This window comes from Erwinia plantamica, from assembly GCF_043420595.1.
In the GTDB taxonomy this organism is placed as follows: Bacteria; Pseudomonadota; Gammaproteobacteria; order Enterobacterales; family Enterobacteriaceae; genus Erwinia; species Erwinia aeris.
Genome location: NZ_JBGCUC010000027.1, coordinates 19,226 through 45,962, shown reverse-complemented (window position 1 = coordinate 45,962; position 26,737 = coordinate 19,226). Strand labels below are relative to the sequence as shown.

Below are 26,737 nucleotides of genomic sequence, written 5' to 3'. Positions count from 1 at the left end.
AAGCTGAATTTGCGGGAAGGCCCGGTGGTTTCCAGGGCAATGCTCGGGAATTGTTCGGGGTTATTAGCCTTTTCTTTTCGTCCGTAGAACCCGGCTTTTGTCCGGTACTCACCCAACGTGGCAGATTCGATGCCGTTGGCATCCAGGTTGATATAACTTCCGCCGCCATTGATCACCACACGCTTATTTGCCGTAATGTGGATCTCATCCTCAGTGCTGGTAATACTGAGTTCCCCACGCGCCACCAGTTCCATCAAATCATTCTGCGCCTGTATTTTTACCGGCCCCTGGTTCGCGATGAGCTTGATCCCCAGCTTCCGAACAAACACGCTCAGGGCATTACCCACGCCGATGAACAGATTTTTCACCGCGCTGACGTCTGCATTTTTACCGGCAGTGGCTATCAGGTTCTGGCCAGCAGACACCTGCAGATGTTGTCCGCTGGTCAGCGCCATACCCTCCGGCGCGCTGAGCAGCAGCACCGATTTTTTGAGGTCCGTCAACTGCTGTTCCAGCAGCGTGACCTGCGCCTGGAGATCGGCCGGGTTCGCGGTCGCCTTCTGCGCGTCATCGGAGATGGATGTCATCTGCTCCCGGGCGTTACCCAGATTGCTGACCGCCGGCTGCATCTCCAGCACCTGGCCCTGCGCTTTCGTCTGGCCATCAGCGCTGATGAACATCCCTTTCTGTGCCCGGATGGCTCCCCAGCTGTCGGTTCTGAGCTCAAAACCCTCACCGCGCTTCTGCTTCTCAGCATCCACTAAATGTCCCAGATTCAGCTGACTCTTGCCGCCGTACTCGGTGGAGACCTTGATATGCTCCTGATCACGGCTGTCATCGAGGCGGATTTTGTTGTTCGCCGGGGTGCGCAGGACGTTACGTTTGTAGTTTCGGATAGTGACATGGTCGCCGTGGGCCGAGTCGTGCAGCACGCCGGAGATGTACGGCCGGTCCGGGTTACCGTCTTCAAAGCCAATCGCCACTTCGGTGCCCGCCAGCAGTGGCAGGTGCAGGCCGTAAGTATCGCCGGCATAGGGACGTGACTGCCGGACCCACAGGCTCTCGAACCCGGTCTCCCGGTTATCACGGTCAAACAGCATGTTGACGCGATAGCGGCCGTCTTTATCGATATGGCCGTAGGTGTCATTTTCGATGGTGCTGGTGACGCGGGCCGGTAATGTGCCGGCCATCACCGGGCGTGAACCGGGCTCAGGACGATAACAAAAGTCGGTGCTGTCCGGGATACCGTCAAACCTGACGCCGAAGTCCTCATCACGCCGCGCATGGCTGTGCATCGCCGTGATGACCACGCCATGAGCAAACACGTCGGCCACTTCGTACCCGCCGGTGACTTTCAGAACCTGACCCGGAGAGAGCGTCGGGCAGCTGGTGATGGCATGGGTCTGCGTCTGGCCATTCAGGTAGCGCTCATGACGAATGCGGGCATAAAACACCCCGGACTCCGGTGCCGGATGGTGGTCATGGGTATCACCCGCCGTCAGATAGTTATCCGCATAGTGATAGGCCTCACCGTAGGTGGTGGCATCCCCGCGGGTGGCATCGACCCGGGTGTCCATGTCATCCGTGGCCTGACGGTAGTTGTAATCACGGGTGCAGACCTGCTTCTGTACCACGTTATGGTGGCTCTCCATGCCCCAGACCGGGTCCACGCCCTCCGAATGCTGTCCTGATGGCGGAACCGATGGCAGCGTCAGGCCTTTTTCATACCCCTGCTGACCGTCGTAAAACTCCACGACGTCGATGTTCAGACGCGTATCAGTGGTAAAGCGGAACCAGATACCCACCTCACCCAACAGGCGGGTGATGAAGTGCAGGTCGTCTTCACCGTACTGCATCACCTGTTCACGCTGCGGGTATTCACGACTTAGCGAGAACAGAAAATCCTGACCGCGCATGTTGTGACGCTCGCGCAGGACTTTTTCCACGATTTGTGGCACCGACATGTCCTGGTAAATGGCGTTCTGGTGTGAACGGTCAAGCAGGGCCAGGCGTGGCCGGAGCGTCAGGGCATAATGCGTCTCATCTTTTGAGGTACTGAGACGTTCAAAGCCCGTAACCACGCCCTGAATTACCCGCACTGGCTGCTGCACTTTAATACCGTAACCCCGGTCAACCGGGGCCTGCAGCGTCAGGGAGGAGGCTTTCATCAGCATCATTTCTTTGCTGATGGCATGGTTACCGCTGGTAAATTCAATACGGTAGCTGAACGGCGTGCTCAGGGCTTCATCACCTTCAAACGCCAGCACATCAAGCTCCGAACTGCACTCTTTTACCGCCAGCTGATGGTGGTTATGGCTGAATCTTATCGGCAAGTTGATGCTCATACGTTCACTCCTTGTGTACGGCCAAACTCCAGTCCGATACCCTCTTTCTCACTCGAGCTAAGGCGTACGACCGGGTTTCTGTTTTGCAGCCATGTGGGTCAGCAACTGCTGACTCAGCACCGGCAGAATTTGTTGATTGAGCAGACTGTTGACGTTGCGTGCGCCGGTATCCGGCAGCAGGCAGGCGGCGGTCAGCGCGGTTTTACCCACGCCAGGCTCGCCAACCAGGTTCGGGTTGTTCTTACGACGAAGGGAAAGAATGTCCACCCTCTGATGGTCTTCCCCCTGTTCGGGCAGCGTCAGCAGCCAGTGCTCAGGCAGGATTTCTGCATGGGTGCGGGTCTGACACAGGGAGGCAGCCCCTTCCATCGCACGGGCGCAGTAGGGATTAAGACGTCGAAGAAGGCTTGCCGGATTCTCCATGAGATTCTCTCTTTATCGGTTCCTGGTCACGCTACCGCCCCTCGCTGTTTCCCTTTGTTCAGGGGACCAAAGCGCACAAGGTCAGGCTGGCAGACAGTTTGTCGGTTTCTTTGCTGAAAGCCCGCGTACTGCAGACGTTCAGCAAAACAGCAGAAAGGTTATCCCCTCCGCTTAAAAACGAGGATTACGCTAAAGAGTTCGTGTCGCAGGAAGGCGGCAAGTTCGTAAGTCTCCGGGAACATAGATAACTGTATGACCGGAGCGAGCCAACGCACCTGCGGCGCGAAATATGACGCGTAATCAGGCGGTGGCGCGTTCGTTCCAGGAGTCGGAATGAATGATGTTGCCGTCTTTGTAGGTCCAGGTGATTTTTTCGTAACGCAGCTCGATCTGCTCAAGGTGGTTATGCTTCTCGTAAGCAGGATCCTTGATGTCGTGCATCACCGGGTTTACTTTCACCACTTTCACGTTTTCCAGTTTGGTGTTGAAGTACTCCACTTCCTGGCCCGAGTTGTTGATTTTGTACCACTTGAATTCCGCAGATTTCAGGGTCTGACCAGTGGTCACCGCCTTATACAGATACGGGCTGGACGAGTCGATTTCCTTGGTGAACAGGAACGGGGTGTGGATACGGGTACCGGTCAGCTTGCCGGTGTTATTGTTGGTCGGGATGTACAGGTTATGCTCCTGCGCCACCACTTCGATGCTGCCGCCACGCTCCTGAACGTCCACAGCCCCTTTGATGTCCGCGCCGCCGTCGTCTTTCAGCCAAAGATAAACAGGAATTGCCATGTAATTACTCTCCATTGTGTTGTGATGCGTCATCATCCTGCGATGACGCCAGGGTTTTGCCCGATATCTGACAGGCGTTGGCCTGCGGTACCAGACTGATTTCGACACGGCGGTTGAGTGCACGGCCCTTCGGGGCGTCATTGGTTGCGATCGGACGGCTTGCGCTATAGCCCTGCACCGCAAAACAGCTTTCCGGCACATCGCCGGTGTCATGCATCCAGTCGCGTACCGCTGCGGGATTTGTCGGGAAACCTGCTCCGGGGAGAATTCATTTATGCTCCGGAATGTCAGACTGACGTTGTCTTCGCAACCGTCACCGGCAAGCATATTTTTAACGGTCAGATTTATTTTTGAGGAATATTCAGAAAGAACTGAGTCAAAGTTATTTTTTTTCAGATTAACTTTTTTGCGCTCAGATAGTGGTGCAGACTCCCGGCCGTTGCTGAAATCGCCCGCAACCAGTAATTTCAGGGGAAGCTCGGTTTTCTTGCTCGCTCCACCCGTATGCAAATCAATTTTTAAATTAATACGTGCCTTGGGTATTTCGCACTGAGAGGAAGAGTCAGACATGGCTGTCCCTGTTCTATGAAATTATAGAAACGGTCAATACCAGTGAGAAATTAACAAAAAAGGCAAACCCTGCCAGAACAACATCCCGGTTCTCGTCATCCGACAAGAATCAACACCCCGGAATTAAAAGCGAGCGCATTCCATTCACCAGCATATCGACACTATATTTTTTGGGCTTTTATCTGAAATCGAAGATTTTCGGACAAGACCTTATAGCCGGAGTGTAAGAATGTTTGCGCATGACTAAAAACAAAATAATGTAACTAAATATTACATCGAAAAGGTTTAACAAAATTAGATCATCTTTATGATTTGTATGAACTTTATTGCATAACCCCTTCAGACCCTATGGAATAAGGGTGTGCAACAAAAGATCAATTTAACTTAGGGATAAAACCGTATAAAACCTCCTTCAATCACGTGAATTTTTGATTTTGTATTTTTATCAAAAATGAGAGCCAGGACGTGACTGAGCATGTACAAAACTGATGAAATATACAGAATTTCATACCTTTTTATTATTCACTTGAACGAGGCTTATTTATTTTCATCAAAACAATAACGTCAGCCAGCCGGTACAAATCCAACTGTGTAGACCCACGGCCAGCATAAGATTGTCGGTGGCGAAGGATGACGAGCCTGCAGGCGTTGACGCGAATACTCACTCATACGCAACCAGACTTCAAAAATACATTGCAGCTTTGCCTTAAAATACTCAATCAGCTACGGCATAGCAAAAAATGTACCTTTATAAGTTTACAAGACAGATAAACCGCGTTGTACAGCAATGCCGGCACATAAAGTTATTCCCTTTACTACCGGCATTTCTTTGTTGAGCACGCCTTTATTTATGATCCCGCCGATAAAGCTGCCACTCGTCGATGCGCTCGCCGCCAGGCAGCGTGCAGTAGCCTCTCTGGCCCTGCGCCGTTTTCACGATCTCTGATGTACCGCCCTGCTCAATGCACCAGGCCGCCGCCGGGTTTTTCATGTTCAACGAGGTTGGTTTACTGGCATTCTGCGCACAGCCGGTTGCCAATAAGGCACAGATAAACAATAAATTCTTTCTCATTATCACCTCTGTTCAGATGGATCCCATTGCGTCTCATTATCAGTCAGATAACAATAGTAAGCGCTATAGTTTAAGGTGTTGTACGTCAATCACCGCTCACTGAGTTAACGATTAACGCCAAAGGATTGGGATTGATACTCGCCTCAGCGCCTGCAACGGCCGACTAACGACAAGGAATGCTCTATGCGAACCGCCACTTTTACCCTGCGTCTTACCCGGGACGTCAGCCAGTTTCTGCTGCCGGATCTGCGCGCGCTGCTGCCGCCGGAAAGCGTACAGTTTTTTTCCAACGAGCTGGATGAGGAGTGGCATTACACGCTGCTCTGTCTGCAAAGCGACCATACCTGCTCGCTGACGGTTTCCGCTATCCTGGTCTGGCATCAGCTGAAGAAAATCCATGTGATGCTCTACCGTTCACCGCAGCTACAGCAGGAGCTTGCTAACCCTTCCTCTGCGGAGCTTTACACCCTGCTACAGGTGCCGGGCGCGGTGCTTTATCTTTCCTGACGCCTGCACCGCCGGGATTTGACGCCGTTATTCTGCGGTATTCCACTGATTGGTTTTTACGCGCCCGCCGTAAAATCACCATAAAGTCACTGGAAAACCGTACCGGAGTCCCCCCTGATGCCAGATAAAGATCCTGTTGTTGAACGTCTTACCGTCGAGCTGCTTGCGCTCAGGCAGATCGTGCAGATGCTGATTGCCTATGGCAACGTGCCGACCGGCGGCAAGCTGAATAAATACCTGCAAAAAGTGGCCGATGATACGGAACAGCGCGAGGATCACCGCGGTCCGAACAAAGCCATTGCTGAGGCTATCCGCAGCTATATTAAGTAGGTTCCTGACCTCGCCAAGGCGAGGTTTTTTTTTGCCCTTACCGTTTATCCTCTTTGATTTTGTTACATTTTCCCTCCAGCAACGTTAAGCGCTTTCAGCCAGGCTTACCGAATTGATGTATTGCGACCAGTAAGGGAATGTGATGACCAGACCAGACTACCGCCTGTTGGCTTCCGCCACGCAGAATAAAGATACCGCTTTCAGCCAGCAGGAAAGAGCGGACGCGCATCTTGAAGGGCTGCTGCCGCCTGCGGTGGATTCGCTGGCAACGCAAATGCAGCGTGTGCTGGAACATCTGGACAACAAACCCGACGATATTGAGAAGTATATCTATTTGCAGGAGCTGGCTGACCGCAACGAAACGCTGTTTTACGCCACGCTGATGTCCGATCCGGTTACTTTTATCCCGCTGGTTTACGATCCGACTATCGCCGACGCCTGCCGAAAATATGGCCATATCTATCGACGTCCCAAAGGCATGTATCTGACCCGGCAAATGAAAGGCCGACTGAAAGAAGTTTTGCGTAACTGGCCGCAAAAAGAGGTGCGCTTTATCTGCGTGACCTCTGGTGGCCGCATCTTAGGGCTGGGCGATATTGGCGCCAACGGCGCGCCCATTCCGGTGGGCAAGCTGCAGCTTTATACCGCCTGCGCCGCCGTGCCGCCTCAGGGGCTGCTGCCGGTGCATCTGGATATCGGCACCGGCAACGAACAGCTTCGGGACGATCCGCTTTATACCGGCCTGCGGGAAGCAAAGCTTGACCAGCAGGCGCTGGACGAGCTGCTGGATGAATTTGTCGCCGCCGTCAACGACGTATTTCCCGGCTGCTGCATCCATTTTGAGGACTGGCAGGGCGACGACGCCATCCGCTATCTCCAGCGCTACCAGCAGCAGGCGCTGGTGTATAACGATGATATTCAGGGCACTGCCAGCGTGGTGCTTGCGGGCCTGCTGACCGCGCTGGAGACAACCGGCGGCAGGCTGGCGGAACAGCGCGTGCTGTTTGCCGGTGCAGGTTCGGCAGGCACCGGTATCGCCAATATGCTGGTTGACGCTATGGTGCAGGAAGGTGCCGATCGGAAACAAGCGCAACAGGCAATTACGCTGTTTGATAAACAAGGACTGATTACCGCTGAGCGCGACGACCTGAATACATCGCAAAAAGCCTATGCGCACGACATGCCCGCAGAAAGCGATCTGCAAAAAGTGGTTGAGCGCGTTAAGCCCACCATGCTGATTGGCGTCAGCACTCAGGGCGGGCTGTTCAGCGAAGGCGTGGTAAAAGCGATGAGTAAGCTGAACGACCGGCCAATCATTTTTGCACTCTCCAATCCCACCGAAAATGCGGAATGTACCGCAAAACAGGCCTATGAATGGAGCGACGGCAAGGCGCTGTTTGCGGCGGGCGTGCAGTTCGGAGAAGAAAAAATTAACGGTGAAACGCGCTATCCCGGCCAGGCGAATAATTTTTATATTTTCCCGGCGGTCAGCCTGGCGATTTACGCCGCCAGACCGGCGCGCGTGGACGACAAGCTGTTTATCGAAGCGGCCCGCCTGTGCGCACAGCAGGTCAGCAAGGCGGAGCGGGAAAAAGGCAAGCTCTATCCTTCCCAGGCCGATATCGTTAAAACGGAAATCGCCATAGCCAGCGGCCTGATACGCTACCTGTTTAAGCACGGTTTGGCCGGTGTGGAAGAGCCGCAGGAGATTGACAACTGGCTGCAAACGCTGATCTACAGGCCGGATTACGCCTGATAAAGATCGCGTAACCCTTTATCCTGAAGCCATCGCCCTTCTCCATAAAGCGATGCAGGAACGAAAATAAAAACCCGGCACGATGCCGGGTTTTTATTAGTTAGCGTCAGGCCACTCTGAACGCGGAGATATCCTGCGCCAGCTGGGCGGCTTCCGTGCGCAGCGCTTCGGTGTTTTCCGCCGTCTGCGTCACCAGCAGCAGGTTCTGCTGAATGCCGCGCTCCATCTGCGACACCGCCAGGGTGACCTCGCTGATGCCTTTGCTCTGTTCGTCGCCCGCTACGCGGATTTCACCCACTACCTCTTTGACTTTCAGCACGTCGTTCACCAGGCCCGCCAGCTTTTCGCCCGCGCCTTCCACCAGCCGACTGCCGGCCAGCACCGTGGTGTCGGACTCGCTAATCAATGCTTTGATCTCCTGCGCCGCAGCGGCGCTGCGCTGCGCCAGAGCACGCACTTCCGCCGCGACCACGGCGAAGCCACGCCCCTGTTCGCCCGCCCTGGCCGCTTCCACCGCCGCGTTCAGCGCCAGTATATTGGTCTGGAAGGCGATCCCATCAATCACGCTGAGGATTTCGCCCACGCGGCTGGAGGACGTTTTGATCGAAGCCATAGTAGCAATCACCTGATTCATTACCTCGCTGCTGCTGCGGGCGATCTGCGCCGTCTGCTCCGTAAAGGAGTCCGCCAGACGGGTATTTTCCGCATTCAGCTGTACCGTGGCGTTGAGCTGCTCCATTGCCGCCGCGCTCTGCTCCAGCGCCGCCGCCTGATCGCTGATTTTCGCCGAGAACGCCTGGTTGCCTTCCGCCAGCGAACTGGCGCTGGCGGCCACGTTGACGCCGCTGGCCTGTACGCTGGTGATCACGCCTGCGATTTTATCGACGAACTGGTTAAACGACACCGCGATTTCGGCGATCTCATCTTTACCGACCGTGGCCAGACGACGGGTCAGGTCGCCGTCGCCGTTGGCGATTTCATCCAGCGCCGCGCGGGTTGACTCCAGCCTTGCCGCCAGACGACGGGCAAACAGCCAGACCAGCACCAGCAGAACCACCAGCGCCGGGATCAGCACGATAAAGATATCCTGCAGGATATTATCCGCCAGCGCGGTGACTTTCGCCTGCGGCGTTACCAGGCCGATAATCCAGCCTGTGTCGGGCATCCTGAACAGCGTAACCTGCGCCTGCTTATTCAGTACGCCATCCTGAATGTGATTCAGGGTAGTCATGGTTTTATTTTCCGCGATGCCCTTCAGCACCGGCGCCAGCCAGGGTTTTTCCGCCGCCAGCGCGCTGAACTTCTTCAGCGCCTTATCTTTGCCGCCGGGGAAATAGAGCACGTTGCCCGCGCCATCCAGCGCAAAGGCGTAGCCGCCGGTCAGATTGCCGTGGCTCTGCATAAAACCGGAAAGGTTATCCAGCAGCACGTCAAAAGTCGCCACGCCGGCAAACTTTTCGCCCTGCACGTAAGGCACGCTACAGGTGACCATATTCACCTGGGAAATCGGATCCTGATAAACTTCCGACCAGCTGCATTTGCTGCGCGACGCTTCCCGGGCAGAGGTATACCAGCTCTCGTTATGGTAGCCCGCGCTGCCCGGCTCGTTGTAGCCGTCTGACCAGACCAGCGCGCCGCCTGCGCCACGAGACCAGAAGAAGCTACGGCGAGCAACGCCTTCGGTAAAGGCGTTGGGTTCCGGCCAGATACCGCCGCCCGCAATGCTTTTATCGCCCTTGCTGTCGATAATCTGCGGCAGCACGCTTTTCACCAGCGTCTCCTGGTGCGGCAGCACTTCCGCCAGGCGCGCCATGCTCACCACTTCACCTTCAATGCGCAGCAGTTGCTGATTCAGCTGGCCCACGATGTTTTCACCGGTTTGCTGGATCAGGCTGTTGCTGGCCTCGACCACGCGCGGCTGTCCGCGCAGGGTAATAGCGAACCAAACCAGCAGCATGGTTAACAGCAGCATCGAAATGCCGCCAAAGATCAATTTCCCTGACAGACGAACTGGTATCCCCGGCATAATGTATTCCTCAAAACAGAACAGTGGCAAAACGGCGCCTGAATAGTTGAATTGCGCGATATTTCGTCAGCGCTTACGCGGATTATCGGCAAAGCTGGCTAAAACCTGAACGCGCCTGCCGGGTGATAACGCCCGTAGCGCAGCATAAAACCCTGAGGAAAATCCGATTTGATTTTGCCACAGCGGCCAGGCTACCCTGACGCCGCGCAGAACGTCTGCTTCTGCGTCATAACGCGCTGTTTTCGCGCGTTCTGGACTGACCTGATTAGAGGGAACTAACCATATGCACCATTTTATTCTTGCGCAGCTCAACGCGTTCGCTGTGCCCTGGGCGCCGCTGATTGCGCTCGTGGCCGTTCTGGCCGTCATTCTGCTGATTTCCCTGATAGCGCACGGCCTGTTACACCGCGTGCTGCTGCCTCTGCTGCGGCGTATGGCGGAAAAATCGAGCCGTCAGTGGCCAAAATCGCTGATAGATAACAAGCTTTTCAGCCGCTTTGCGCTGCTGATGCAGGGCGTTTTTCTGCAAATCCAGCTGGAGCTGTTTCTCTCCGGCCTGGAACCGGCTTACAGCGCGCTGATGATCCTTAGCGAGGTCTGGATCATGGTATTCGGCCTGCTGATGTTCTTCTCGCTGCTGGATATTTTTCTGGAGCTGTCGGAGAAAAGCGCAATGGCCAGCCAGATGCCGCTGCGCGGGATTTTCCAGAGCCTGAAGCTGATTGCCGCGCTGCTGGTGGCGCTGATGATTATCTCAGTGCTTATCGGTAAATCGCCGCTGGTGCTGCTGACCGGTCTGGGCGCGATGACCGCCGTGCTGATGCTGGTCTTTAAGGATCCCATTCTGGGGCTGGTGGCCGGGATCCAGCTCTCCGCCAACAATATGCTGAAGCTGGGCGACTGGCTGGATATGCCGAAATATGGCGCGGACGGCTCGGTGGTGGATATCGCGCTGACCACGGTAAAAGTGCGCAACTGGGATAACACTATTACCACTATTCCTACCTACGCGTTGATTTCCGACTCCTTTAAAAACTGGCGAGCAATGTCGGAGTCGGGCGGCCGCCGCATCAAACGCAGCATTAATATTGATACCACCAGCATTCACTTTCTGAGCGAAGATGAGGTAGCCAGACTGAAGCGCGCTCAGCTGCTAACGCCCTACCTGGAAAGCAAAATGCAGGAGGTTTCGGCCTATAACGCCGGTCTGGATACCAGCACGCCGCTGAACGGTCGCCGCATGACCAATATCGGCACGTTTCGCGCCTGGCTGGAAGCCTGGCTCAGGGCGCATCCGCACACGCATAAAGGCATGACGCTGATGGTACGTCAGCTGGCGCCGGGCGCGGACGGCCTGCCGCTGGAGATCTACGTTTTTACCAACACCACTGTCTGGCTGGAATATGAAAGGATCCAGTCCGATATCTTTGACCATATTTTTGCCGTTCTGCCGGAGTTCGGTTTGCGCGTGCATCAGACGCCGACCGGCAACGATCTGCGTAACCTGCGCATCCAGTCGGCGGAGTAACGCCTCGGACGGGCGCAGCCTTGCGCCCGTCGCTTAGCCTGTTTTTGTTCGCCTGCACCCGTCGTTTCGCCGCTGCTCTTGTCTGCCTGCCCCCGTCGTTTCGCCGCTGCTCCTGTCCGCTTGCCTCCGTCGCTTCGCCGCTGCTCCTGTCCGCCTGCACTCGCCGTTTCGCCGCTGCTCCTGTCTGCCTGCACTCGTCGTTTCGCCGCTGCTCCTGTCTGCCTGCACTCGTCGTTTCGCCGCTGCTCCTGTCTGCTTGCGCCCGTCGTTTCCCTGCTTTCGCTGCATTTTACGCCGCCGTTCATTCCGCCTCAGCGGCATTTCATTCCTGAATGACGGCAGTTCATGCCCTCTTCGCCCCGCATTGCTAAAACCCGCCGTATTCTGTGCTTAATTTATTACTCTTTCCGGGAGCATCCCCATGAGCACACCAACCGTCAGTTCTCGCGTTCGCTGGCTAACCCTGGCCGGCACCATTATTACGCAGTTTGCGCTGGGTTCGGTTTATACCTGGAGCCTGTTCAACGGCCAGCTCTCCCACAAGCTGGAGGCGTCGGTTAGCCAGGTCGCCTTCTCTTTCGGCCTGCTGAGCCTGGGGCTGGCCATCTCCTCCTCGCTGGCCGGAAAGCTTCAGGAACGCTTTGGCGTGCGCAACGTAACGATCGGCGCGGGCGTGCTGATGGCTTTCGGCTTCTGGCTGACTTCGCAGGCCGACAGCCTGTTTATGCTCTATCTGAGCGCGGGCGTACTGGTTGGTCTGGCCGACGGCGCGGGCTACCTGATGACGCTTTCCAACTGCGTGAAGTGGTTTCCCGAACGCAAAGGCGTGATTTCGGCCTGTGCGATTGGCGCTTATGGGCTGGGCAGCCTGGGCTTTAAATTTATTTGCAGCTATTTGCTGAGCGTAAACAGCCTGGAGCACACTTTCCTGATCTGGGGCGGTATAGCGATGGCGATGATTATCGCCGGCGCGCTGCTGATGAAAGACGCGCCGAAACAGCAGGCGGTAGCAGGCGACGCCGCCAGCGTTCGCGACTTTTCGCTGACCCAGGCGGCGCGTCTGCCGCAGTACTGGATGTTAGCGGTAATGTTTCTGACCGCCTGTATGAGCGGGCTGTACGTCATTGGCGTGGCGAAGGATATTGGCGAAGGCATGGTTAATCTTTCCATGCAAACCGCAGCCAGTGCCGTTACGGTTATTGCTATTGCCAACCTGAGCGGTCGTCTGGTGCTGGGGATCCTTTCCGACAGGATGGCGCGCATTCGCGTGATTACGCTGGCGCAAATCGTTTCGCTGGCGGGCATGGGCATTTTACTGTTCAGCCATATGACCGAAACCACCTTCTTTATTTCCGTAGCCTGCGTGGCCTTCAGCTTCGGCGGCACCATCACCGTTTATCCTTCGCTGGTCAGCGACTTTTTCGGCCTGAACAACCTGACCAAAAATTACGGCCTGATCTATCTGGGCTTCGGCATTGGCAGCGTGCTGGGCTCGCTAATTGCTTCGCTGTTTGGCGGCTTTATGGTGACCTTTAGCCTGATTATGGCGCTGCTGGTGCTGTCGCTGATTATGTCGCTGACTATCCGTCTGCCGCACTGTCCGGCTAAAGCCGCAGAAGGGCTGCGCCAGGCGCAGCCGCTGTAGTTGACTCTTCTTACTTACCTTATGCCTGCCGGAAAAGCGGTTCCGGCAGGCCCGCAACGGCGACCTCCACGGCAAACACATCGCCAGACTGCGGATAAGCCGCCAGCTCCTCTGCGCTTCGATCTTCGCGTGAACTCGTAATATAAAGCGTTTTCAGATCCGGCCCGCCAAAAGCGACCATCGTCGGCCAGCGCACCGGCAGCGGGATCTCGTCCACGATTTCGCCGGTGACCGGATTAAGACGAATGACCCGCGAGCCGTCAAACATTGCCGACCAGTAGAATCCTTCGCTGTCTACCGCTGCGCCATCGGGCAGGCCGCCTTGTTCCTGCACAAAATGCCGGATGACTTCACGCGGGCCGATATCGCCCTTGTCATCGACCGGATAGCGATAAAGCACACCGTTGGGCGTGTCGGTGTGGTACATCCATTTATCATCAGGCGAAAAGGCCAGCCCGTTGGAAATTTTGATGTCTTCCGCCTCGACGGTCAGGCGCAGATGCTCGTCCAGGCGACAGAGCTTGCCGCCGTTGCGATCCTGCGGCTCCCACAGGCTGCCGCACCAGAAGCGCCCGTGTCGGTCAACGCGGCCGTCGTTAAAACGGCTGAAGGCAGCTTCACCAGGATTGGCCGCCACGCGCCGGGTGATGATGCCTTCTTCATCCAGCAGGCAAACGCCGCTGCGCAGCGCCGCCACGAAGCCGCCCTGCTCGTTCAGGCCAAAACAGCCGATATGTTCCGGCACCGGCATGATTTTATGCTCGCCGCTTTGCGGATCGAAGCGATGCAGCGCAGGCGCCAGAATATCGACAAAGTAAAGCGCCTGTTCGCGCACTGACCAGACCGGGCACTCGCCCAGCTCTGCCTGGGCCGCCAGCACATTTTTAACCTGATAACGCATAGCATGTCCTTGTCTTGAAAAATTGCCTTAAGTCTATCGCATAAATCCTTTTCTGCCGTTATTAACGCAAATTTTTCATTCGACCGGATAAAGAAGTCTATTTAAGAACATTCTGTGTTAAAAGTGGGTCTTTTAAGCCTTCTCTTATTTCTTTCTGGTGGAATAGATCGCAAAATTTCCATACTGAATTATTTGGAAATATTTACTCTAATAACTCTACAAAAGCGGCATTATTCCTCCACTTTTGTTTTGTAGAGTGTTAGCTATTGGAAAGCGAGAGAGTAAGAATAATGAAACTAATTAGATCGATTGCGCTTCTGGGCGTAATAAGTATGCTGAGCGGCTGTATTATTCATGACGGCTATCGCGGCCACCACCACGGCGGGCCGGGCTATCATCACGGCGGACACCATGGCCAGCACAGGGGCTGGTAAAGAATTATAAATGGGTGAAGTTCTTTCATCCTGAAAGCGGGCAAAGCCTGCACACGGCAATATAAAAATAAAATGCAGTCTTCAAGGCGGGTAATTACCCGCCTTCTTTTATTAGCTTTTAATGCTGTAATTACACTGATACCAGGCTTTCATTAACCCTGGCAGTCGACTTTCCTGCGGCTTTATCGGCTCGACTTTATCAAAGCCGCGCTCTGCGCAATAATGCTCAACGTCCTGCTCCATGGCCGTTTTGTTTACCGTATCGGGATCGAAACGATAAAGCACGCTATTTACCGCAGGGTCTTCTGCTACCTTTTCAAAAGCGCCGGGCTTGTGGGAAGTACAGCCAGCGGACAGCAAAACAGCAAGCGCCAGCGCGCCAATTATTTTTTTCATCTTAACTCCTTTCTTTGCCGACGCATCTTACTTAAGCGGCACGGCGATACCATCGGAAAAAACCGCTTTTGCACTTCTTTAACCTTGATGCAATATTTTACCGATTGAATCGATTCAGGCTGCCGTGTAGCGCGAGGCGAAAATGAATGCCAATATACATCCAGACACAGCGACATGTCTGCGCAACACCAGGAATTTTATTTATAATTACAAAGATTTATGCCCGCGGCGAGCGGGCTTTTTTTTGCGCTAAATTCGGGAAGCGGACGCTATTATATTCGCTGCGCCCGCGGAGAAATTAACCTGAAGTGCCGTTATTAAAACGCGAGGTTCTTAGTCGGCGCGCACGTCGACCAGTACCGGGCAGCTGGCACGCTCTATAACGGCAGCGCTGACCGATCCTTTCAGCAGGCGATTAAAGGAAGAGAGATGGCGGCGGCCCATAATAATCATTGCGGCGCCAATCTGATTGGCGTGGGCCACGATGGTTTCGGCGGACTCGCCCGCCAGCACCCGCCCCGTGGCGCGAACGCCGCGGCCTTGCAGCTCCGCCAGCGCCTGGCGAACGGCGGCTTCCGCCGTGTTTTGTTCGTCCAGCGCGCTGCCGAAGTCGCCGGGATCTTCCCCCGCCTCAATAACGTAATCCGCCGTCGTGCTGGCATAGCTGGCGTCGACACAGCACAACACCACCACGTCCGCATCAAGCGCGCGCGCCTGCTCTGTCGCCAGGGAAACCACCTTGCGCGCCAGCGCCGAATTATCCACCGCCACTAAAAGCTTTTTCATTTGCCGCTCCTGTCAGTCACGTAAAGTCGCTTTGCCAATTTCATCCACCAGAGCCTCTTTGCACTTCAGGATCTCTTCGCGGAAGAGCGCTTCGTGCTTTTGAAAACGGGCAGAAGGCACCAGCAGGCTGATGGAAAAGCGTCCCAGTATGGTATCTATCGCTACCGCCATGGTGGAGATCCCTTCCAGCGTCTCGCCACGATCGTAAGAGAGACCGGTGCGGCGGATTTCCTGCAGTCTTTCCATCAAATCGGGATACGCTTTGACGGTCAGTTCGGTAATCGCTTCGTAGGCATCACCTACCCACGCCCTGGCCTCTTCGTCGCTGTCCAGCGCCAGCAGCGCACGGCCGCCGGAAGTGCTGTAAAGCGGCAGGTTCAGCCCGATGCGCGGCACCACGCGCAGCTCGCGATCGGCGACCACGTAATGCACGATAGCCAGCTGTAATCCGCTGGCGCGGGCCAGCGACACTGTTTCGCCCGTGGCGTCGCTCAACGCCTGTAGCCACGGCTGCACAATCGCCACCACATCGGTGTGCACGCTGGCGATCAGCCGCAGCAGCGCCGGGCCAAGACGTACGCCGCCCGCGCCGTGACTGCGCACCAGCTGCACCGAATCCAGCGCGCCAACGATACGCTGCACGGTTGAGCGAGGCAGATCGACGGCCTGAGCGATTTCGCCCAGGCTCATGCCGTTGGGGCTGTCGCCCAACGCGTCCAGAATTTTTGCCGCGCGTGAGATAACCTGGATACCGCCGGTACGCTCCTCGTCGCGTAAAGCTGCAGGTTCAGACATGAGATCTCCTTCCTTGTTGATGGCGATACTGTAGCACTCTTTTCCCCTCTCCGGCAGGCTGTATCGCATTGCAATACAGTCAATCACCATGTAATATCTGCCGCCAATGTATCACAATGCAATACAGTGCATCACTTCATCTTTTCTTGCGGAGCACCGGCTATGAACGCTCAACCCGCAGCCCCGGCCACCCACCCTTTTACCCTGCGTCTGGCGCTGGGTCTGGTGGGCGTGCTGATTGCTGCGCTGACCTCAGGACTTAACGATCGCGTCACCGACTTAGCGCTGGCCGACGTTCGCGCCGCTATCGGTTTTAGCTACGATCGGGCGACCTGGATTACCTCGGCCTATCAGGCTGCCGAAGTGGCGGCGATGATGGTCGCGCCCTGGTTTGCGGTGACCTTCTCGCTGCGCCGCTTTGCGCTGGCCGTCGCGTTTGGTTTTGCGCTGGCCGGCATACTGCAGCCCTTTGCCGCGACGCCAGGGCTGTTTATCGGCCTGCGTGTTATCCAGGGCCTGTTCGGCGGCGCGCTGCCGCCGCTGCTGATGACGGTAGCGCTGCGTTTTTTGCCGCCGGGCATCAAGCTTTACGGGCTGTCCGCCTATGCCTTAACCGCCACTTTCGGCCCCAACGTGGCCGCCTCGCTGGCGGCTTTCTGGACCGATGCCGTCGGCTGGCAGTTTGTGTTCTGGCAGATTGTGCCGCCGCTGCTGCTTGCCGGCGTGCTGATTGGCTGGGGATTGCCGCAGGATCCGCTGCGCCTGGAGCGTTTTAAGCAGATGGATCTGTTTGGGATGCTGACCGGCTGTAGCGGCGTTGCGCTGATGGTGCTGACGCTGTCGCAGGGCGAGCGGCTCGACTGGCTGCAATCGCCGTTGATTACCGGCATGCTGTGCGCGTCCGTCGCGCTGCTGGTAGCGTTTTTAATCAACGAGTGGTCGCATCCGCTGCCACTGTTTAAATTGCAGCTGCTACAGCGTAAAAATTTAACGCACGGGCTGCTGGTGCTGGCTGGCGTGCTGCTGGTGGCGCTTTCCGGCTCCGCCCTGCCTTCGGCTTATTTCGCTCAGGTGGAAGGGTTCCGCACCGTGCAGTTTGCGCCGCTGGCGCTGGCTATCGGCCTGCCGCAGCTGCTGATTGCGCCTTTTATGGCTTTCCTGCTGAACCTGCGCTGGATCGACTGCCGCTGGATGCTGACCTGCGGCGCGGCGCTGCTCAGCGTGTCGTGCCTGATGGGCGCGCAGCTGACCGACGACTGGGCCAGGCAAAACTTCTGGCTGATCCAGTTGCTACAGGCTTTTGGGCAGCCAATGTTGATTCTGCCGGTGTTGATGAGCGCTACCAGCGTGATCCTGCCGCCTGAAGGGCCGTACGCCTCGGCGATGTTTAATACCGTGCGCGGCTTTTCCAGCGTGGCGGCCGGCAGCCTGGTAGAGAATTTTCTGACCCATCGGGAAAAGTTTCATTCACACACCCTGGTCGATCAGCTGGGCAATCGTCCGTGGCTGATGACGGCGGCGAACAGCGCTGATGCCTCGGCGATGAAGCCGCTGCTGCCGGACGGTTCAGCCAGCTCGGCCGAAAATTTAGGTCATTTCGCCACGCTGCTTAAGCACCAGGCGGTGATCCTCAGCATCAGCGACGCCTACCTGCTGCTGATCGGCTTCGCGCTGCTGCTGGTGCTGCTGACCGCCTGGCTGCCTAAACGTGTCTGGCCGCCGCAAACCCTTATTCAAACTCAAACTAAAGCCGTGAGATAATAACAATGTTCACACCTGCAAAAAGAACCTTAACGCTGGCCGCGCTGCTGCTGGTACTGCTGGGGATCGCCTTTTTCGTCTGGTCGGCCATGAGCCGCCATCAGGCCCGTACCGATGATGCCGTAGTGACCGCCGACTACACGGCCATCGCGCCGAAAGTTTCCGGCTATATTCGCACCGTTAACGTCGGCGATAACCAGCAGGTAAAAGCGGGCGACGTGCTGGCGACGATTGACGATCGTGACTACCGCGTCGCGCTGGAAACTGCCGAAGCGAACCTGGCGGTCAGCCAGGCGAAGCTGGCCAGCGTTCAGGCCCAGCTTGAGCAGCAGCAGGCGACCATTGCGCAAAACGACGCCGCCGTCGCGGCCAGCCAGGCGACCCTGAACTATGCCGGGCAAAATGCCGAACGCTATCGCCGCCTGCTGAAAAGCGGCACCGCCACGGCAGACGAGCAGCAGAAAACCAGCGCATCCATGCAGGAAGCGGCGGCGCAGCTGCGTCAAAGCCAGGCCGCCGCGCTGGCCGCCCGTAAAGAAGTGGGCGTGCTGGAAGCCAGCCTGCGCCAGGCTAAAGCGGATATCGCCGCGTCAACCGCCAGCGTCGATCAGGCTCGGCTGAATCTTTCTTATACCGTTATCACCGCACCAATCGATGGCGCCGTCGGTCAGCGAGCGGCACGCCAGGGCGCCTGGGTTGCCGCCGGGACGCGTCTGATGGCCGTGGTGCCGCTACAGCAAACTTACGTGGTGGCAAACTTCCTGGAAACGCAGCTGGCTGGCGTAGAGGCCGGTGCTGGCGTTACGCTGAGCGTGGACGCGCTGCCTGGCGTCACGCTGCGTGGCCATGTGGATAGCATAGCGCCTGCCACCGGCTCGACGTTTGCCGCTATCGCCGCCGATAACGCCACGGGCAACTTCACCAAAGTGGCGCAGCGTTTGCCGGTCAAAATCCTGCTTGAACCGGGCCAGCCCGATCTGGCGCGCCTGAAGGTAGGTATGTCGGTGGTGCCGGAGCTGGCCCGCTGACCGGACGCGGGCGGTTTATTCAACGCCCGCGCCTAAGGCAGGATCCTGAAAAAAAAGATAATTCCTGGAAATGCCGGCTTTATTTTGCCGCCCGGTGCGGGTAAATTAGCGGGCGATCCTGTGACGAAAGCTGACGGCCCGAGCCGGAAAACGCGGCGACGCAGGTTCCGGCTATCATCGCTCAAAGGAGTTTTTCGTGAAATATGCATTAATGGGCATTTCGTTTCTGTTGCTGGCCTGGGCAGGCACCTTCTATCTGATGCTGTAGTCCGCCGGCTAACGAAGAAGGCAGGCGCTCCACTTTATACTTGTTGTTAAAAATAACCCGATCGCTCTGGTTTTTAATTTATAAAGGGTTTGTATTTCTGAGCGAACCCTTTATAAGCAGAGGACCTTCATCAGCTCTGACCTTACTTACTCTAAAGTTGCGAGCAGGATGTAGATCCTGAACCAATATATTTATGAAATTTTCACCCATTAAAACCTCATGGTTAAGCACCTTACATTTTTGTACCGGATACTTAGCCTGATATAAAATTTCAATATTGGATTGAGGTTTGTAAATGATAGCGTCCTGTCTTTTAAAGAGGACCACCGCCACCTTCACGATCTTTCCTCAGAAACGCCATTAAATCCATAAAGGCACTCGACGTGCCGCTCGGAAACATTATATCGCTAGTCGTACCTGGCAACCAACATGCCCCATTAGCGTCTATCCATGCTCCCATATCAACCCCTCGAAGATCGATAACATTTGATGATTCACGAAGCCCGTCAATATTCATCCCACCTGAAACGCACCTTAATTCTAATGCATTGATATTTCTCATTTCATTGTTTCTCCTTGTTATAATCAACACCCATTGTCGATTATGTTTTCATAGATTTCCTGATATGAAAATTTTCTTAGCACATCGCCTTTAAGGACAGACAGATTTACTTCTGAATTTTTATACATTATCAAAGAGCTTTTACTTACCTTCTTTTTTACCAGGCCACATAATGCATATATTTTAGCCTCTGGGGTGGATAAATCAGACTCCAGTAACCTCCTAAAAATAAGCTCACTATCAGCACCATGCAAAATCTTGTTATAAAGCACCTCACCTCTACTCATTTTTCCGACAAACCCATTGTTCCCTAAAGAAAAAACGGTGACTTCAGATAGTTCTTTAACGTCATCATTATTACTTTTGGCAGCACAGATCGGCCCACAGAAAGCCAAAAAAAATAAGATAAATAAAACGTTAATTTTGGAAACTGCCATATCTCCCCCACTAAAAAACCGATAAATCCTTAACAAAAAAAATTACAACGAATCATTCCTGGTGACCAGAAATGACACATCGAAACAAAAATCCTCTTGTTGATTATCTTTGTCAATACCATAAATGCAACTTCTTCTTTAATTTTTACTTTGACACAGCCAGACTGCTTACAATAGCAATAAAAAACCATTAATTTTTATTTTAACTTAAATTAAAACACAAATTATACATATCTTTAACTCTTGCAGTTCATTTAAAAAACAAATTTAATATATAGTTAATCTATCAGATTCCACTTCTTTAGTTCCTGATTCATTAACTCTCCATTAAGAACTCAGTCAGTATATAATTCAAAAATGGCGGATAGAAAAGAGTAGCTATTAAGATGGCGATAAGTAAGGAGGAAAATTTCAAAACCGTAGCGTATACAGGCTGATTTAATTCATTAATACCACATCACCAGGCCTGCCTAATGAATATTGCAAAACCCTTATCACACCCCTGACAAACACCCAACACCCCCATGAATAACCTGTATAATTCCCATACCTTACAATATTTTTACTATTAAATATTTAAAATGCGGTATACAGATATTTCTAATTGAAAATCTATTCAAGTGGGTAAGAAATGAATAAAACCTATTCTTACATAACACTAATAACCTTATACTTTACACTGCTACCGCCTGTGTTCATATAGCATTCTGGTAAAACTGCGTGCTTATAAAGATGTGATCAATCAATGCCATTAATTTAGCAAAATAACAGCCTGAAGGACATTCTGCCTCCAGGCTATTATTTTTATTAACCTGTATAGCCCTGGTCCGCCTGCTGTTCCGCCTCGCTTTTTACCGTTCCCGGCAGAATACCGTCGGCGCGGAACATCGCTTTAATCCCTCTTACCGCCTGGCGAATACGGTCGCTGTTTTCAATCAGCGCAAAGCGCACGTGCGTATCACCGTAGTCGCCAAAACCGATGCCTGGCGAGACGCAGACCTTCGCCTCCTGCAACATATGCTTAGCAAACTCCAGCGAACCCATATGCGCATAGTGGTCCGGGATTTTCGCCCAGACATACATCGAGGCCTTGGGCGTTTCCACCATCCAGCCCGCCTCGTGCAGCCCTTTCACCAGCACGTCGCGGCGGCGCTTGTACTGCTGCGCGATATCCCGCACGCACTGCTGATCGCCCTCCAGCGCGGCGATGGCGGCAACCTGCAGCGGCGTAAAGGTGCCGTAGTCGTGATAGCTTTTGATCCGCGCCAGCGCGGCGACCAGCTCTTTGTTGCCGACCATAAAGCCGATACGCCAGCCCGCCATATTGTAGCTTTTGGAGAGCGTGAAAAACTCTACTGCCACGTCGCGAGCGCCCGGCACTTCCATAATCGAAGGCGCTTTCCAGCCATCATAGACGATATCGGCATAGGCCAGATCGTGGATCACCAGCACGTTATATTGTTTGGCCAGCGCGATCACGCGCTCGAAAAAGTCCAGCTCGACGCACTGCGCAGTAGGATTGGACGGAAAGCCAAGGATCATCATTTTGGGTTTGGGATAGCTTTCGCGAATGGCACGCTCCAGCTCGTTAAAGAAGTCCACGCCTTCCACCAGCGGCACGGAGCGCACCTGAGCGCCCGCGATAACCGCGCCGTAAATGTGGATGGGGTAGCTGGGATTCGGCACCAGCACGGTATCGCCATGATCGAGCGTAGCCAGCATCAGGTGCGCCAGCCCCTCTTTCGAGCCGATGGTCACAATCGCTTCTGACTCCGGGTCGATATCCACCTGATAGCGATCGGCATACCAGCGTGAAATTGCCCGGCGCAAACGCGGGATGCCGCGCGAGGTCGAATAGCCGTGCGTGTCCTCTCGTTGCGCCACCGAGCAGAGTTTTTCAACGATATGGGGCGGCGTAGGGCCGTCCGGGTTGCCCATGCTGAAATCGATAATATCTTCGCCGCGACGGCGCGCCGCCATCTTCAGTTCGGCAGTGATATTAAAAACATAGGGCGGAAGGCGTTCAATACGGGAAAATCGGCGTGCGGAGCTGTTGTCAGCCATAAAGACCTCTGAGTACGTTAGCGCCCGGAACCGTCCGAGCGACGCTGACCAGAAAATGGTCGAAGAGCCAACATAGCGCAGAGTTCGCCAGGCTGTCGAGCCGAATTAATCAGATTCCAGCTTGCCGAACAGCCAGTCGTCAACCCACTCGCCGCGCAGCAGATAATTTTCCCGCAGCGTGCCCTCAAGCCGGAAGCCGTTTTTTTCCAGAACGCGTCGCGAAGGCCAGTTGCCCTCCACCACCTGCGCGGTCAGCTTGTGGAAGCGACACTGGCTGAGCAGGTAAGCGGCCATCGCGCCAAGCGCCTCGCTGCCGTAGCCCTTGCCGGTATAGCGGTTCAGCAGCGAGTAGCCGACTTCGGCCTGCCGCCAGGGCGTCCATTCCGCATTCGCGCCTATCAGCCCTATCGCCTCGCCGCTTGCCCGCAGCCGCACGGTTAAACAAAGCATATGCAGGCTGGTTACCTGCCAGGGCTGTAGTCGGGTCTGAAAGCGCTGCCGGATATCCGCCAGCTGCGGGACGGCGCTGATAAACTGCATACTGACGGGATCGCTGTGCACCTCGTGGAACAGCGACCAGTCTTCCGGCTGGAGCTTTTCCAACAGCAATCTTTCGGTCGTTAATTGCATGATACATCCCCTTTTTGTTACCAGGGTTTCCCCTTTTCACCCAGGCTTTGCAGCGAGGCTACCTTGATACCTTACGCACGGCTAATCGTAACAAAATTGATCCAGACAGGGATTGACTGAAATCGGCGCGCGCTTGCCTGGCGCATCCCGCTCGCTTTCCTTATTATGTCGCTACTGTTTCTCCGCCAGCCGAGGCGCCCGTGCATTCGATGTTTGAGATGTTGCTTGCGGTATTAGATCGCGCCGCTCTTATGCTTATCTGCCTGTTTTTTATGACACGCACCCGTCATTTTCGTCAACTGTTACAGAAAGATGAGCACTCACGTCAGGAGCTGGTGGCGGTAACGGCTATCTTCTCTCTGTTCGCGCTGTTTGGCACCTGGAGCGGCATCAACGTTGACGGCTCGCTGGTGAACGTGCGCACCATCGCGATTATGGCTGGCGGTATCCTGTTTGGCCCGTGGGTCGGTATTGTGACCGGCGTGGTGGCCGGGCTGCACCGTTTTTTAATCGATGTCCACGGCGTCACCTCGGTGCCCTGCCTGATCACCAGCATTATCGCGGGCGTTGCCGCAGGCTGGATTAACCTGAAGGTCGCCAAAGCGCGGCGCTGGAGCGTCGGCATTATCGGCGGCATGCTGTGTGAGTCGTTAACGATGATCCTGATCCTGGTCTGGGCCAGACCTTACGCGCTGGGCCTGGCGATCGTCGAAGAGATCGCCGTGCCGATGATCCTGGGCGCGGTCAGCATCGGCCTGATCGTGCTGCTGATCCAGAGCGTCGAGGGCGAAAAAGAGGCGATAGCCGCCCGTCAGGCCAAGCTGGCGCTGGATATCGCCAATAAAACGCTGCCGCTGTTTCGCCAGGTCAACAGCCGTTCGCTGCGTAAAGTCTGCGAAATTATTCGCGACGATATCAGCGCGGATGCGGTTGCCATCACCAACAAAAATCAGATCCTGGCCTATGTCGGCGTTGGCGAGCAGAATTACCGCGAAGGCGACGACGGCATCAGCCCGACCACGGCCAGAGCTATCGCCAATGGCGAAATCATTATCCGCAACAACGATGAGGCGCACCGCACGCCGGAAATCCATTCAATGATTGTGATCCCGCTGCGGGAGCTGGGCGAAGTCACCGGCACGCTGAAAATTTACTATCGCCACGCGCACCGCATTACCTGGTCGCTGCGGGAAATGGCCATCGGTCTGTCGCAAATTATCTCCACGCAGCTGGAAGTTTCCCGCGCCGAACAGCTGCGTGAAATGGCGAATAAGGCCGAGCTACGCGCGCTGCAAAGCAAAATAAACCCGCACTTTCTGTTTAACGCGCTGAACGCCATCTCGTCGTCGATCCGCCTGAATCCCGATACCGCCAGGCAGCTGATCAGCAACCTTTCGCGCTATCTGCGTTACAACCTGGAGCTGAACGACGACGAAATCATTGATATCAAAAAAGAGCTTTATCAAATCAAAGATTATATCGCCATCGAACAGGCGCGTTTTGGCGATAAGCTGACGGTCATTTATGAAATTGACGAAGACATCAGCTGCTCGCTGCCCAGCCTGCTGATCCAGCCACTGGTGGAAAACGCCATCGTGCACGGCGTACATCCCTGTCGCGGCAAAGGTGTGGTCACCATCAGCGTGCAGGATGCGGGCGAGCGGATACGTATTGCGGTGCGCGATACGGGCAACGGCATCAGCGAAGAGGTGATCCAGCGCGTGGAGCGCAACGAGATGCCCGGCAACAAGATTGGCCTGCTCAACGTGCATCACCGCGTCAGGCTGCTTTACGGCGAGGGGCTGCATATTCACCGTCGCCATCCGGGCACCGAAATTGCTTTTTATATCACCAAAAAAGGGGCGACTCTGCCCGAACGTGTTTCACTGACGGCTTAGGGCCGCATTCACCGGGAAAGCGATGTGAAAGCCATTATTGTCGAAGACGAATTTCTGGCGCAGCAGGAGCTGAGCTGGCTGATCCGCCAGCACAGCCAGCTGCAAATCGAGGCCACGTTCGACGACGGGCTGGACGTGTTGAAATATCTGCAAAACCACCAGCCGGACGTCATCTTTCTGGATATTAATATTCCGTCGCTGGATGGCGTGCTGCTGGCGCAAAATATCAGTAAATTCGCCCATCGTCCGCATATCGTTTTTATCACCGCCTATAAAGAGCACGCGGTAGAGGCCTTCGAGCTGGAGGCGTTTGACTATATCCTTAAGCCCTACCATGAAATGCGTATTATCACCATGCTGCGCAAGCTGGAAAATACGCTACAGCAGGCCGCTTCCGGCGGCACAGACAGCCCGCGTAGCCAGGTGCATACCATTAACCTGACGCGGGACGAGCGCATTATCGTGACGGATATCAACGATATTTATTACGCCGAAGCCCATGAAAAAATGACGTTTGTTTATACGCGGCGGGAGGAGTACGTGATGTCGATGAATATCACCGAATTTTGCAGTCGGTTGCCCGAAGAGGCTTTTTTCCGCTGCCATCGTTCTTACTGCGTGAATCTGAGCAAAATCCGCGAAATCGAACCCTGGTTTAACAATACCTATATTCTGAAGCTGCGCGACCTGGAGTTTCAGGTGCCGGTCAGCCGCAGTAAAGTGCGGGAGTTTCGCCAGCTGATGCGGCTGTAAAAAAGGCCGGAAAACCGGCCTTTTTTGCTTACAGAATGGTGCCTAACGTCTGACGCAGATGCGCACCCGCGCCCAGCAGGCCAGGCTTTTCATGCGTAATCAGGTAGACAGGAATATTCTGCACGTAATCTTTAAAACGGCCCTTGTCTTCAAAAGCGGCACGGAAACCGGAGGCTTTAAAGAATTCCAGGAAGCGAGGCACGATGCCGCCAGCGATATAGACGCCGCCGAAGGTGCCCATGGTCAGCGCCAGGTTACCGCCGAAACGGCCCATGATCACGCAGAACATCGCCAGAGCGCGACGGCAGTCGGTGCAGCTGTCGTCCAGCGCGCGCTGAGAAACGTCCTTCGGCTTCAGGTTCTCCGGCACGCGGTTGTCGGCTTTGACAATCGCGCGGTAAAGGTTGACCAGGCCCGCGCCGGACAGCACGCGCTCGGCGGACACGTGGCCCAGCTCTTCGCGCAGCACTTCCAGGATCAGATCTTCCTCTTCGCTGTTGGCGGCGAAATCCACGTGGCCGCCCTCGCCCGGCAGGCTCACCCAGCGTTTATCCACATGAACCAGATGCGCCACGCCCAGACCGGTTCCGGCGCCGTAGACGGCGACCGGTTTGTCTTTAACCGGCGTCGTGCCGCCAAACTGCATCACGTCCTGCTCGGTCAGCATCGGGATCGCCATCGACACGGCAGTGAAGTCGTTGATGATCTCAAGATGATCAAAGCCCAGATTCGCCTTCATCTTGCTGGTGGAGAAAGCCCAGTCGTGGTTGGTCATATCCACCCAGTCATCGGTGATCGGGCAGGCGATGGCGATGCAGCCATCCGTGACATCCTGCTGCTGCTCGGCAAGATAAAAACGGATGACTGCCTCAAGGCTATCGTAGTCTGCTGTGGAGAACGTTTTGGCTTGTGAGATGGCACCGTTCTCGACTTCGCACAGTGCCAGGCGCGCATTGGTGCCGCCTACATCACCTACCAAAGCATACTTAGTCATTATTGTTTTGCTCCGCTTACGTCATTTGTACACACT

The 26,737-nt window shown here is 55.1% G+C and carries 24 protein-coding genes and 3 pseudogenes; 11 read left to right on the top strand and 16 right to left on the bottom strand.

Annotation, left to right across the window (positions count from 1 at the left end; genetic code table 11):
- The 6 genes and pseudogenes from AB3U87_RS20800 to AB3U87_RS20775 all read right to left on the bottom strand — a co-directional run.
- Positions 1-2,345: type VI secretion system Vgr family protein (locus AB3U87_RS20800; protein WP_394150349.1), on the bottom strand; the 2,345-nt coding region annotated here is incomplete at its 3' end.
- Positions 2,342-2,543: pseudogene (locus AB3U87_RS20795) on the bottom strand (hypothetical protein); the annotation flags it as partial. The pseudogene AB3U87_RS20795 and the gene AB3U87_RS20800, both read right to left, overlap by 4 nt.
- Positions 2,544-3,068: 525 nt before the next feature.
- A complete protein-coding gene (hcp, locus tag AB3U87_RS20790; RefSeq protein WP_301253299.1) occupies positions 3,069-3,560 on the bottom strand; it encodes a type VI secretion system effector Hcp in 492 nt (163 codons plus the stop codon).
- A 4-nt stretch (positions 3,561-3,564) separates the two neighbouring features.
- A pseudogene (locus tag AB3U87_RS20785) lies at positions 3,565-3,792 on the bottom strand (OmpA family protein); the annotation flags it as partial.
- A 59-nt stretch (positions 3,793-3,851) separates the two neighbouring features.
- A pseudogene (locus AB3U87_RS20780) lies at positions 3,852-4,130 on the bottom strand (type VI secretion system contractile sheath small subunit); the annotation flags it as partial.
- A gap of 844 nt (positions 4,131-4,974) precedes the next feature.
- Positions 4,975-5,202 carry a putative hemolysin gene (locus tag AB3U87_RS20775; protein ID WP_394150347.1) on the bottom strand — a complete coding sequence of 76 codons (228 nt, stop codon included), beginning with the start codon at positions 5,200-5,202 and terminating at the stop codon, positions 4,975-4,977.
- Positions 5,203-5,385: 183 nt separating this feature from the next.
- Here AB3U87_RS20775 and AB3U87_RS20770 point away from each other — a divergent pair, with 183 nt between their 5' ends.
- The 3 genes from AB3U87_RS20770 to AB3U87_RS20760 all read left to right on the top strand — a co-directional run bounded on the left by AB3U87_RS20770 (position 5,386) and on the right by AB3U87_RS20760 (position 7,795).
- Positions 5,386-5,709, top strand: a complete 324-nt coding sequence (locus AB3U87_RS20770; protein WP_301730761.1) for a hypothetical protein — start codon at positions 5,386-5,388, stop codon at positions 5,707-5,709.
- A 117-nt stretch (positions 5,710-5,826) separates the two neighbouring features.
- Positions 5,827-6,039: a hypothetical protein gene (locus tag AB3U87_RS20765; protein WP_125290841.1), complete on the top strand. Its 213-nt coding sequence runs from the start codon at positions 5,827-5,829 to the stop codon at positions 6,037-6,039.
- A gap of 142 nt (positions 6,040-6,181) precedes the next feature.
- Positions 6,182-7,795, top strand: a complete 1,614-nt coding sequence (locus tag AB3U87_RS20760) for an NAD-dependent malic enzyme (protein ID WP_301253301.1) — start codon at positions 6,182-6,184, stop codon at positions 7,793-7,795.
- A 106-nt stretch (positions 7,796-7,901) separates the two neighbouring features.
- On the opposite strand, the gene AB3U87_RS20755 is transcribed toward AB3U87_RS20760, so the two are convergent.
- Positions 7,902-9,821 carry a methyl-accepting chemotaxis protein gene (locus tag AB3U87_RS20755; protein ID WP_253459572.1) on the bottom strand — a complete coding sequence of 640 codons (1,920 nt, stop codon included), beginning with the start codon at positions 9,819-9,821 and terminating at the stop codon, positions 7,902-7,904.
- A gap of 283 nt (positions 9,822-10,104) precedes the next feature.
- On the opposite strand from AB3U87_RS20755, the gene AB3U87_RS20750 reads away from it, so the two are divergent.
- Positions 10,105-11,349 carry a mechanosensitive ion channel family protein gene (locus tag AB3U87_RS20750; protein ID WP_253459568.1) on the top strand — a complete coding sequence of 415 codons (1,245 nt, stop codon included), beginning with the start codon at positions 10,105-10,107 and terminating at the stop codon, positions 11,347-11,349.
- A 421-nt stretch (positions 11,350-11,770) separates the two neighbouring features.
- Positions 11,771-12,994: an L-lactate MFS transporter gene (locus AB3U87_RS20745; protein ID WP_301730762.1), complete on the top strand. Its 1,224-nt coding sequence runs from the start codon at positions 11,771-11,773 to the stop codon at positions 12,992-12,994.
- 19 nt (positions 12,995-13,013) lie between these two features.
- On the opposite strand, the gene AB3U87_RS20740 is transcribed toward AB3U87_RS20745, so the two are convergent.
- Positions 13,014-13,895: an SMP-30/gluconolactonase/LRE family protein gene (locus tag AB3U87_RS20740; RefSeq protein WP_253459563.1), complete on the bottom strand. Its 882-nt coding sequence runs from the start codon at positions 13,893-13,895 to the stop codon at positions 13,014-13,016.
- 290 nt (positions 13,896-14,185) lie between these two features.
- On the opposite strand from AB3U87_RS20740, the gene AB3U87_RS20735 reads away from it, so the two are divergent.
- Entirely contained in the window at positions 14,186-14,329 is a 144-nt protein-coding gene (locus tag AB3U87_RS20735) for a hypothetical protein (RefSeq protein ID WP_253461313.1), read from the top strand.
- Positions 14,330-14,440: 111 nt separating this feature from the next.
- Here the strand turns inward: AB3U87_RS20735 and AB3U87_RS20730 are convergent, their stop codons facing one another.
- The 3 genes from AB3U87_RS20730 to AB3U87_RS20720 all read right to left on the bottom strand — a co-directional run bounded on the left by AB3U87_RS20730 (position 14,441) and on the right by AB3U87_RS20720 (position 16,306).
- Positions 14,441-14,725: a hypothetical protein gene (locus AB3U87_RS20730; protein ID WP_253459560.1), complete on the bottom strand. Its 285-nt coding sequence runs from the start codon at positions 14,723-14,725 to the stop codon at positions 14,441-14,443.
- Positions 14,726-15,058: 333 nt separating this feature from the next.
- Complete coding sequence (locus AB3U87_RS20725; RefSeq protein ID WP_301253307.1) at positions 15,059-15,511, bottom strand: universal stress protein; 453 nt, start codon at positions 15,509-15,511, stop codon at positions 15,059-15,061.
- A 12-nt stretch (positions 15,512-15,523) separates the two neighbouring features.
- Positions 15,524-16,306 (bottom strand): IclR family transcriptional regulator, encoded by a 783-nt coding sequence (locus AB3U87_RS20720; RefSeq protein WP_253459558.1) that lies wholly within the window; start codon positions 16,304-16,306, stop codon positions 15,524-15,526.
- Between the two features lie 162 nt (positions 16,307-16,468).
- On the opposite strand from AB3U87_RS20720, the gene AB3U87_RS20715 reads away from it, so the two are divergent.
- The 3 genes from AB3U87_RS20715 to ypdK all read left to right on the top strand — a co-directional run bounded on the left by AB3U87_RS20715 (position 16,469) and on the right by ypdK (position 19,363).
- Positions 16,469-18,067, top strand: a complete 1,599-nt coding sequence (locus tag AB3U87_RS20715) for an MFS transporter (RefSeq protein WP_394150342.1) — start codon at positions 16,469-16,471, stop codon at positions 18,065-18,067.
- A 5-nt stretch (positions 18,068-18,072) separates the two neighbouring features.
- Positions 18,073-19,095 (top strand): HlyD family secretion protein, encoded by a 1,023-nt coding sequence (locus tag AB3U87_RS20710; RefSeq protein WP_301253310.1) that lies wholly within the window; start codon positions 18,073-18,075, stop codon positions 19,093-19,095.
- 196 nt (positions 19,096-19,291) lie between these two features.
- Positions 19,292-19,363, top strand: a complete 72-nt coding sequence (ypdK, locus tag AB3U87_RS20705) for a membrane protein YpdK (protein ID WP_125290871.1) — start codon at positions 19,292-19,294, stop codon at positions 19,361-19,363.
- A 313-nt stretch (positions 19,364-19,676) separates the two neighbouring features.
- On the opposite strand, the gene AB3U87_RS20700 is transcribed toward ypdK, so the two are convergent.
- The 4 genes from AB3U87_RS20700 to AB3U87_RS20685 all read right to left on the bottom strand — a co-directional run bounded on the left by AB3U87_RS20700 (position 19,677) and on the right by AB3U87_RS20685 (position 23,056).
- Complete coding sequence (locus tag AB3U87_RS20700; RefSeq protein ID WP_394150340.1) at positions 19,677-19,925, bottom strand: hypothetical protein; 249 nt, start codon at positions 19,923-19,925, stop codon at positions 19,677-19,679.
- A 23-nt stretch (positions 19,926-19,948) separates the two neighbouring features.
- Entirely contained in the window at positions 19,949-20,362 is a 414-nt protein-coding gene (gene mchS3 / locus AB3U87_RS20695; protein WP_394150338.1) for an MchS3 family protein, read from the bottom strand.
- Positions 20,363-21,169: 807 nt separating this feature from the next.
- On the bottom strand, positions 21,170-22,426 hold the full coding sequence (gene alaC, locus AB3U87_RS20690) for an alanine transaminase (protein ID WP_394150336.1): 1,257 nt from the start codon (positions 22,424-22,426) through the stop codon (positions 21,170-21,172).
- Positions 22,427-22,531: 105 nt separating this feature from the next.
- The gene (locus AB3U87_RS20685; RefSeq protein WP_253459546.1) at positions 22,532-23,056 is read right to left on the bottom strand and encodes a GNAT family N-acetyltransferase; all 525 of its coding nucleotides are present in this window, start codon (positions 23,054-23,056) and stop codon (positions 22,532-22,534) included.
- Positions 23,057-23,274: 218 nt separating this feature from the next.
- Between AB3U87_RS20685 and AB3U87_RS20680 the strand changes: the two genes are divergently transcribed.
- A complete protein-coding gene (locus AB3U87_RS20680) occupies positions 23,275-24,954 on the top strand; it encodes a sensor histidine kinase (protein WP_301289833.1) in 1,680 nt (559 codons plus the stop codon).
- Between the two features lie 24 nt (positions 24,955-24,978).
- Entirely contained in the window at positions 24,979-25,707 is a 729-nt protein-coding gene (locus AB3U87_RS20675) for a LytR/AlgR family response regulator transcription factor (RefSeq protein WP_253459540.1), read from the top strand.
- A gap of 28 nt (positions 25,708-25,735) precedes the next feature.
- On the opposite strand, the gene glk is transcribed toward AB3U87_RS20675, so the two are convergent.
- Entirely contained in the window at positions 25,736-26,701 is a 966-nt protein-coding gene (glk, locus tag AB3U87_RS20670) for a glucokinase (protein WP_125290855.1), read from the bottom strand.
- Positions 26,702-26,737 lie beyond the last annotated feature (36 nt).

What these genes read in the sequence shown, in the direction of transcription:
- hcp (WP_301253299.1), bottom strand. Translation starts at nt 3,560, where the DNA reads ATGGCAATTCCTGTTTATCTTTGGCTGAAAGACGACGGCGGCGCGGAC.
- AB3U87_RS20775 (WP_394150347.1), bottom strand. Translation starts at nt 5,202, where the DNA reads ATGAGAAAGAATTTATTGTTTATCTGTGCCTTATTGGCAACCGGCTGT.
- AB3U87_RS20770 (WP_301730761.1), top strand. Translation starts at nt 5,386, where the DNA reads ATGCGAACCGCCACTTTTACCCTGCGTCTTACCCGGGACGTCAGCCAG.
- AB3U87_RS20765 (WP_125290841.1), top strand. Translation starts at nt 5,827, where the DNA reads ATGCCAGATAAAGATCCTGTTGTTGAACGTCTTACCGTCGAGCTGCTT.
- AB3U87_RS20760 (WP_301253301.1), top strand. Translation starts at nt 6,182, where the DNA reads ATGACCAGACCAGACTACCGCCTGTTGGCTTCCGCCACGCAGAATAAA.
- AB3U87_RS20755 (WP_253459572.1), bottom strand. Translation starts at nt 9,821, where the DNA reads ATGCCGGGGATACCAGTTCGTCTGTCAGGGAAATTGATCTTTGGCGGC.
- AB3U87_RS20750 (WP_253459568.1), top strand. Translation starts at nt 10,105, where the DNA reads ATGCACCATTTTATTCTTGCGCAGCTCAACGCGTTCGCTGTGCCCTGG.
- AB3U87_RS20745 (WP_301730762.1), top strand. Translation starts at nt 11,771, where the DNA reads ATGAGCACACCAACCGTCAGTTCTCGCGTTCGCTGGCTAACCCTGGCC.
- AB3U87_RS20740 (WP_253459563.1), bottom strand. Translation starts at nt 13,895, where the DNA reads ATGCGTTATCAGGTTAAAAATGTGCTGGCGGCCCAGGCAGAGCTGGGC.
- AB3U87_RS20735 (WP_253461313.1), top strand. Translation starts at nt 14,186, where the DNA reads ATGAAACTAATTAGATCGATTGCGCTTCTGGGCGTAATAAGTATGCTG.
- AB3U87_RS20730 (WP_253459560.1), bottom strand. Translation starts at nt 14,725, where the DNA reads ATGAAAAAAATAATTGGCGCGCTGGCGCTTGCTGTTTTGCTGTCCGCT.
- AB3U87_RS20725 (WP_301253307.1), bottom strand. Translation starts at nt 15,511, where the DNA reads ATGAAAAAGCTTTTAGTGGCGGTGGATAATTCGGCGCTGGCGCGCAAG.
- AB3U87_RS20720 (WP_253459558.1), bottom strand. Translation starts at nt 16,306, where the DNA reads ATGTCTGAACCTGCAGCTTTACGCGACGAGGAGCGTACCGGCGGTATC.
- AB3U87_RS20715 (WP_394150342.1), top strand. Translation starts at nt 16,469, where the DNA reads ATGAACGCTCAACCCGCAGCCCCGGCCACCCACCCTTTTACCCTGCGT.
- AB3U87_RS20710 (WP_301253310.1), top strand. Translation starts at nt 18,073, where the DNA reads ATGTTCACACCTGCAAAAAGAACCTTAACGCTGGCCGCGCTGCTGCTG.
- AB3U87_RS20700 (WP_394150340.1), bottom strand. Translation starts at nt 19,925, where the DNA reads ATGAGAAATATCAATGCATTAGAATTAAGGTGCGTTTCAGGTGGGATG.
- mchS3 (WP_394150338.1), bottom strand. Translation starts at nt 20,362, where the DNA reads ATGGCAGTTTCCAAAATTAACGTTTTATTTATCTTATTTTTTTTGGCT.
- alaC (WP_394150336.1), bottom strand. Translation starts at nt 22,426, where the DNA reads ATGGCTGACAACAGCTCCGCACGCCGATTTTCCCGTATTGAACGCCTT.
- AB3U87_RS20685 (WP_253459546.1), bottom strand. Translation starts at nt 23,056, where the DNA reads ATGCAATTAACGACCGAAAGATTGCTGTTGGAAAAGCTCCAGCCGGAA.
- AB3U87_RS20680 (WP_301289833.1), top strand. Translation starts at nt 23,275, where the DNA reads ATGTTGCTTGCGGTATTAGATCGCGCCGCTCTTATGCTTATCTGCCTG.
- glk (WP_125290855.1), bottom strand. Translation starts at nt 26,701, where the DNA reads ATGACTAAGTATGCTTTGGTAGGTGATGTAGGCGGCACCAATGCGCGC.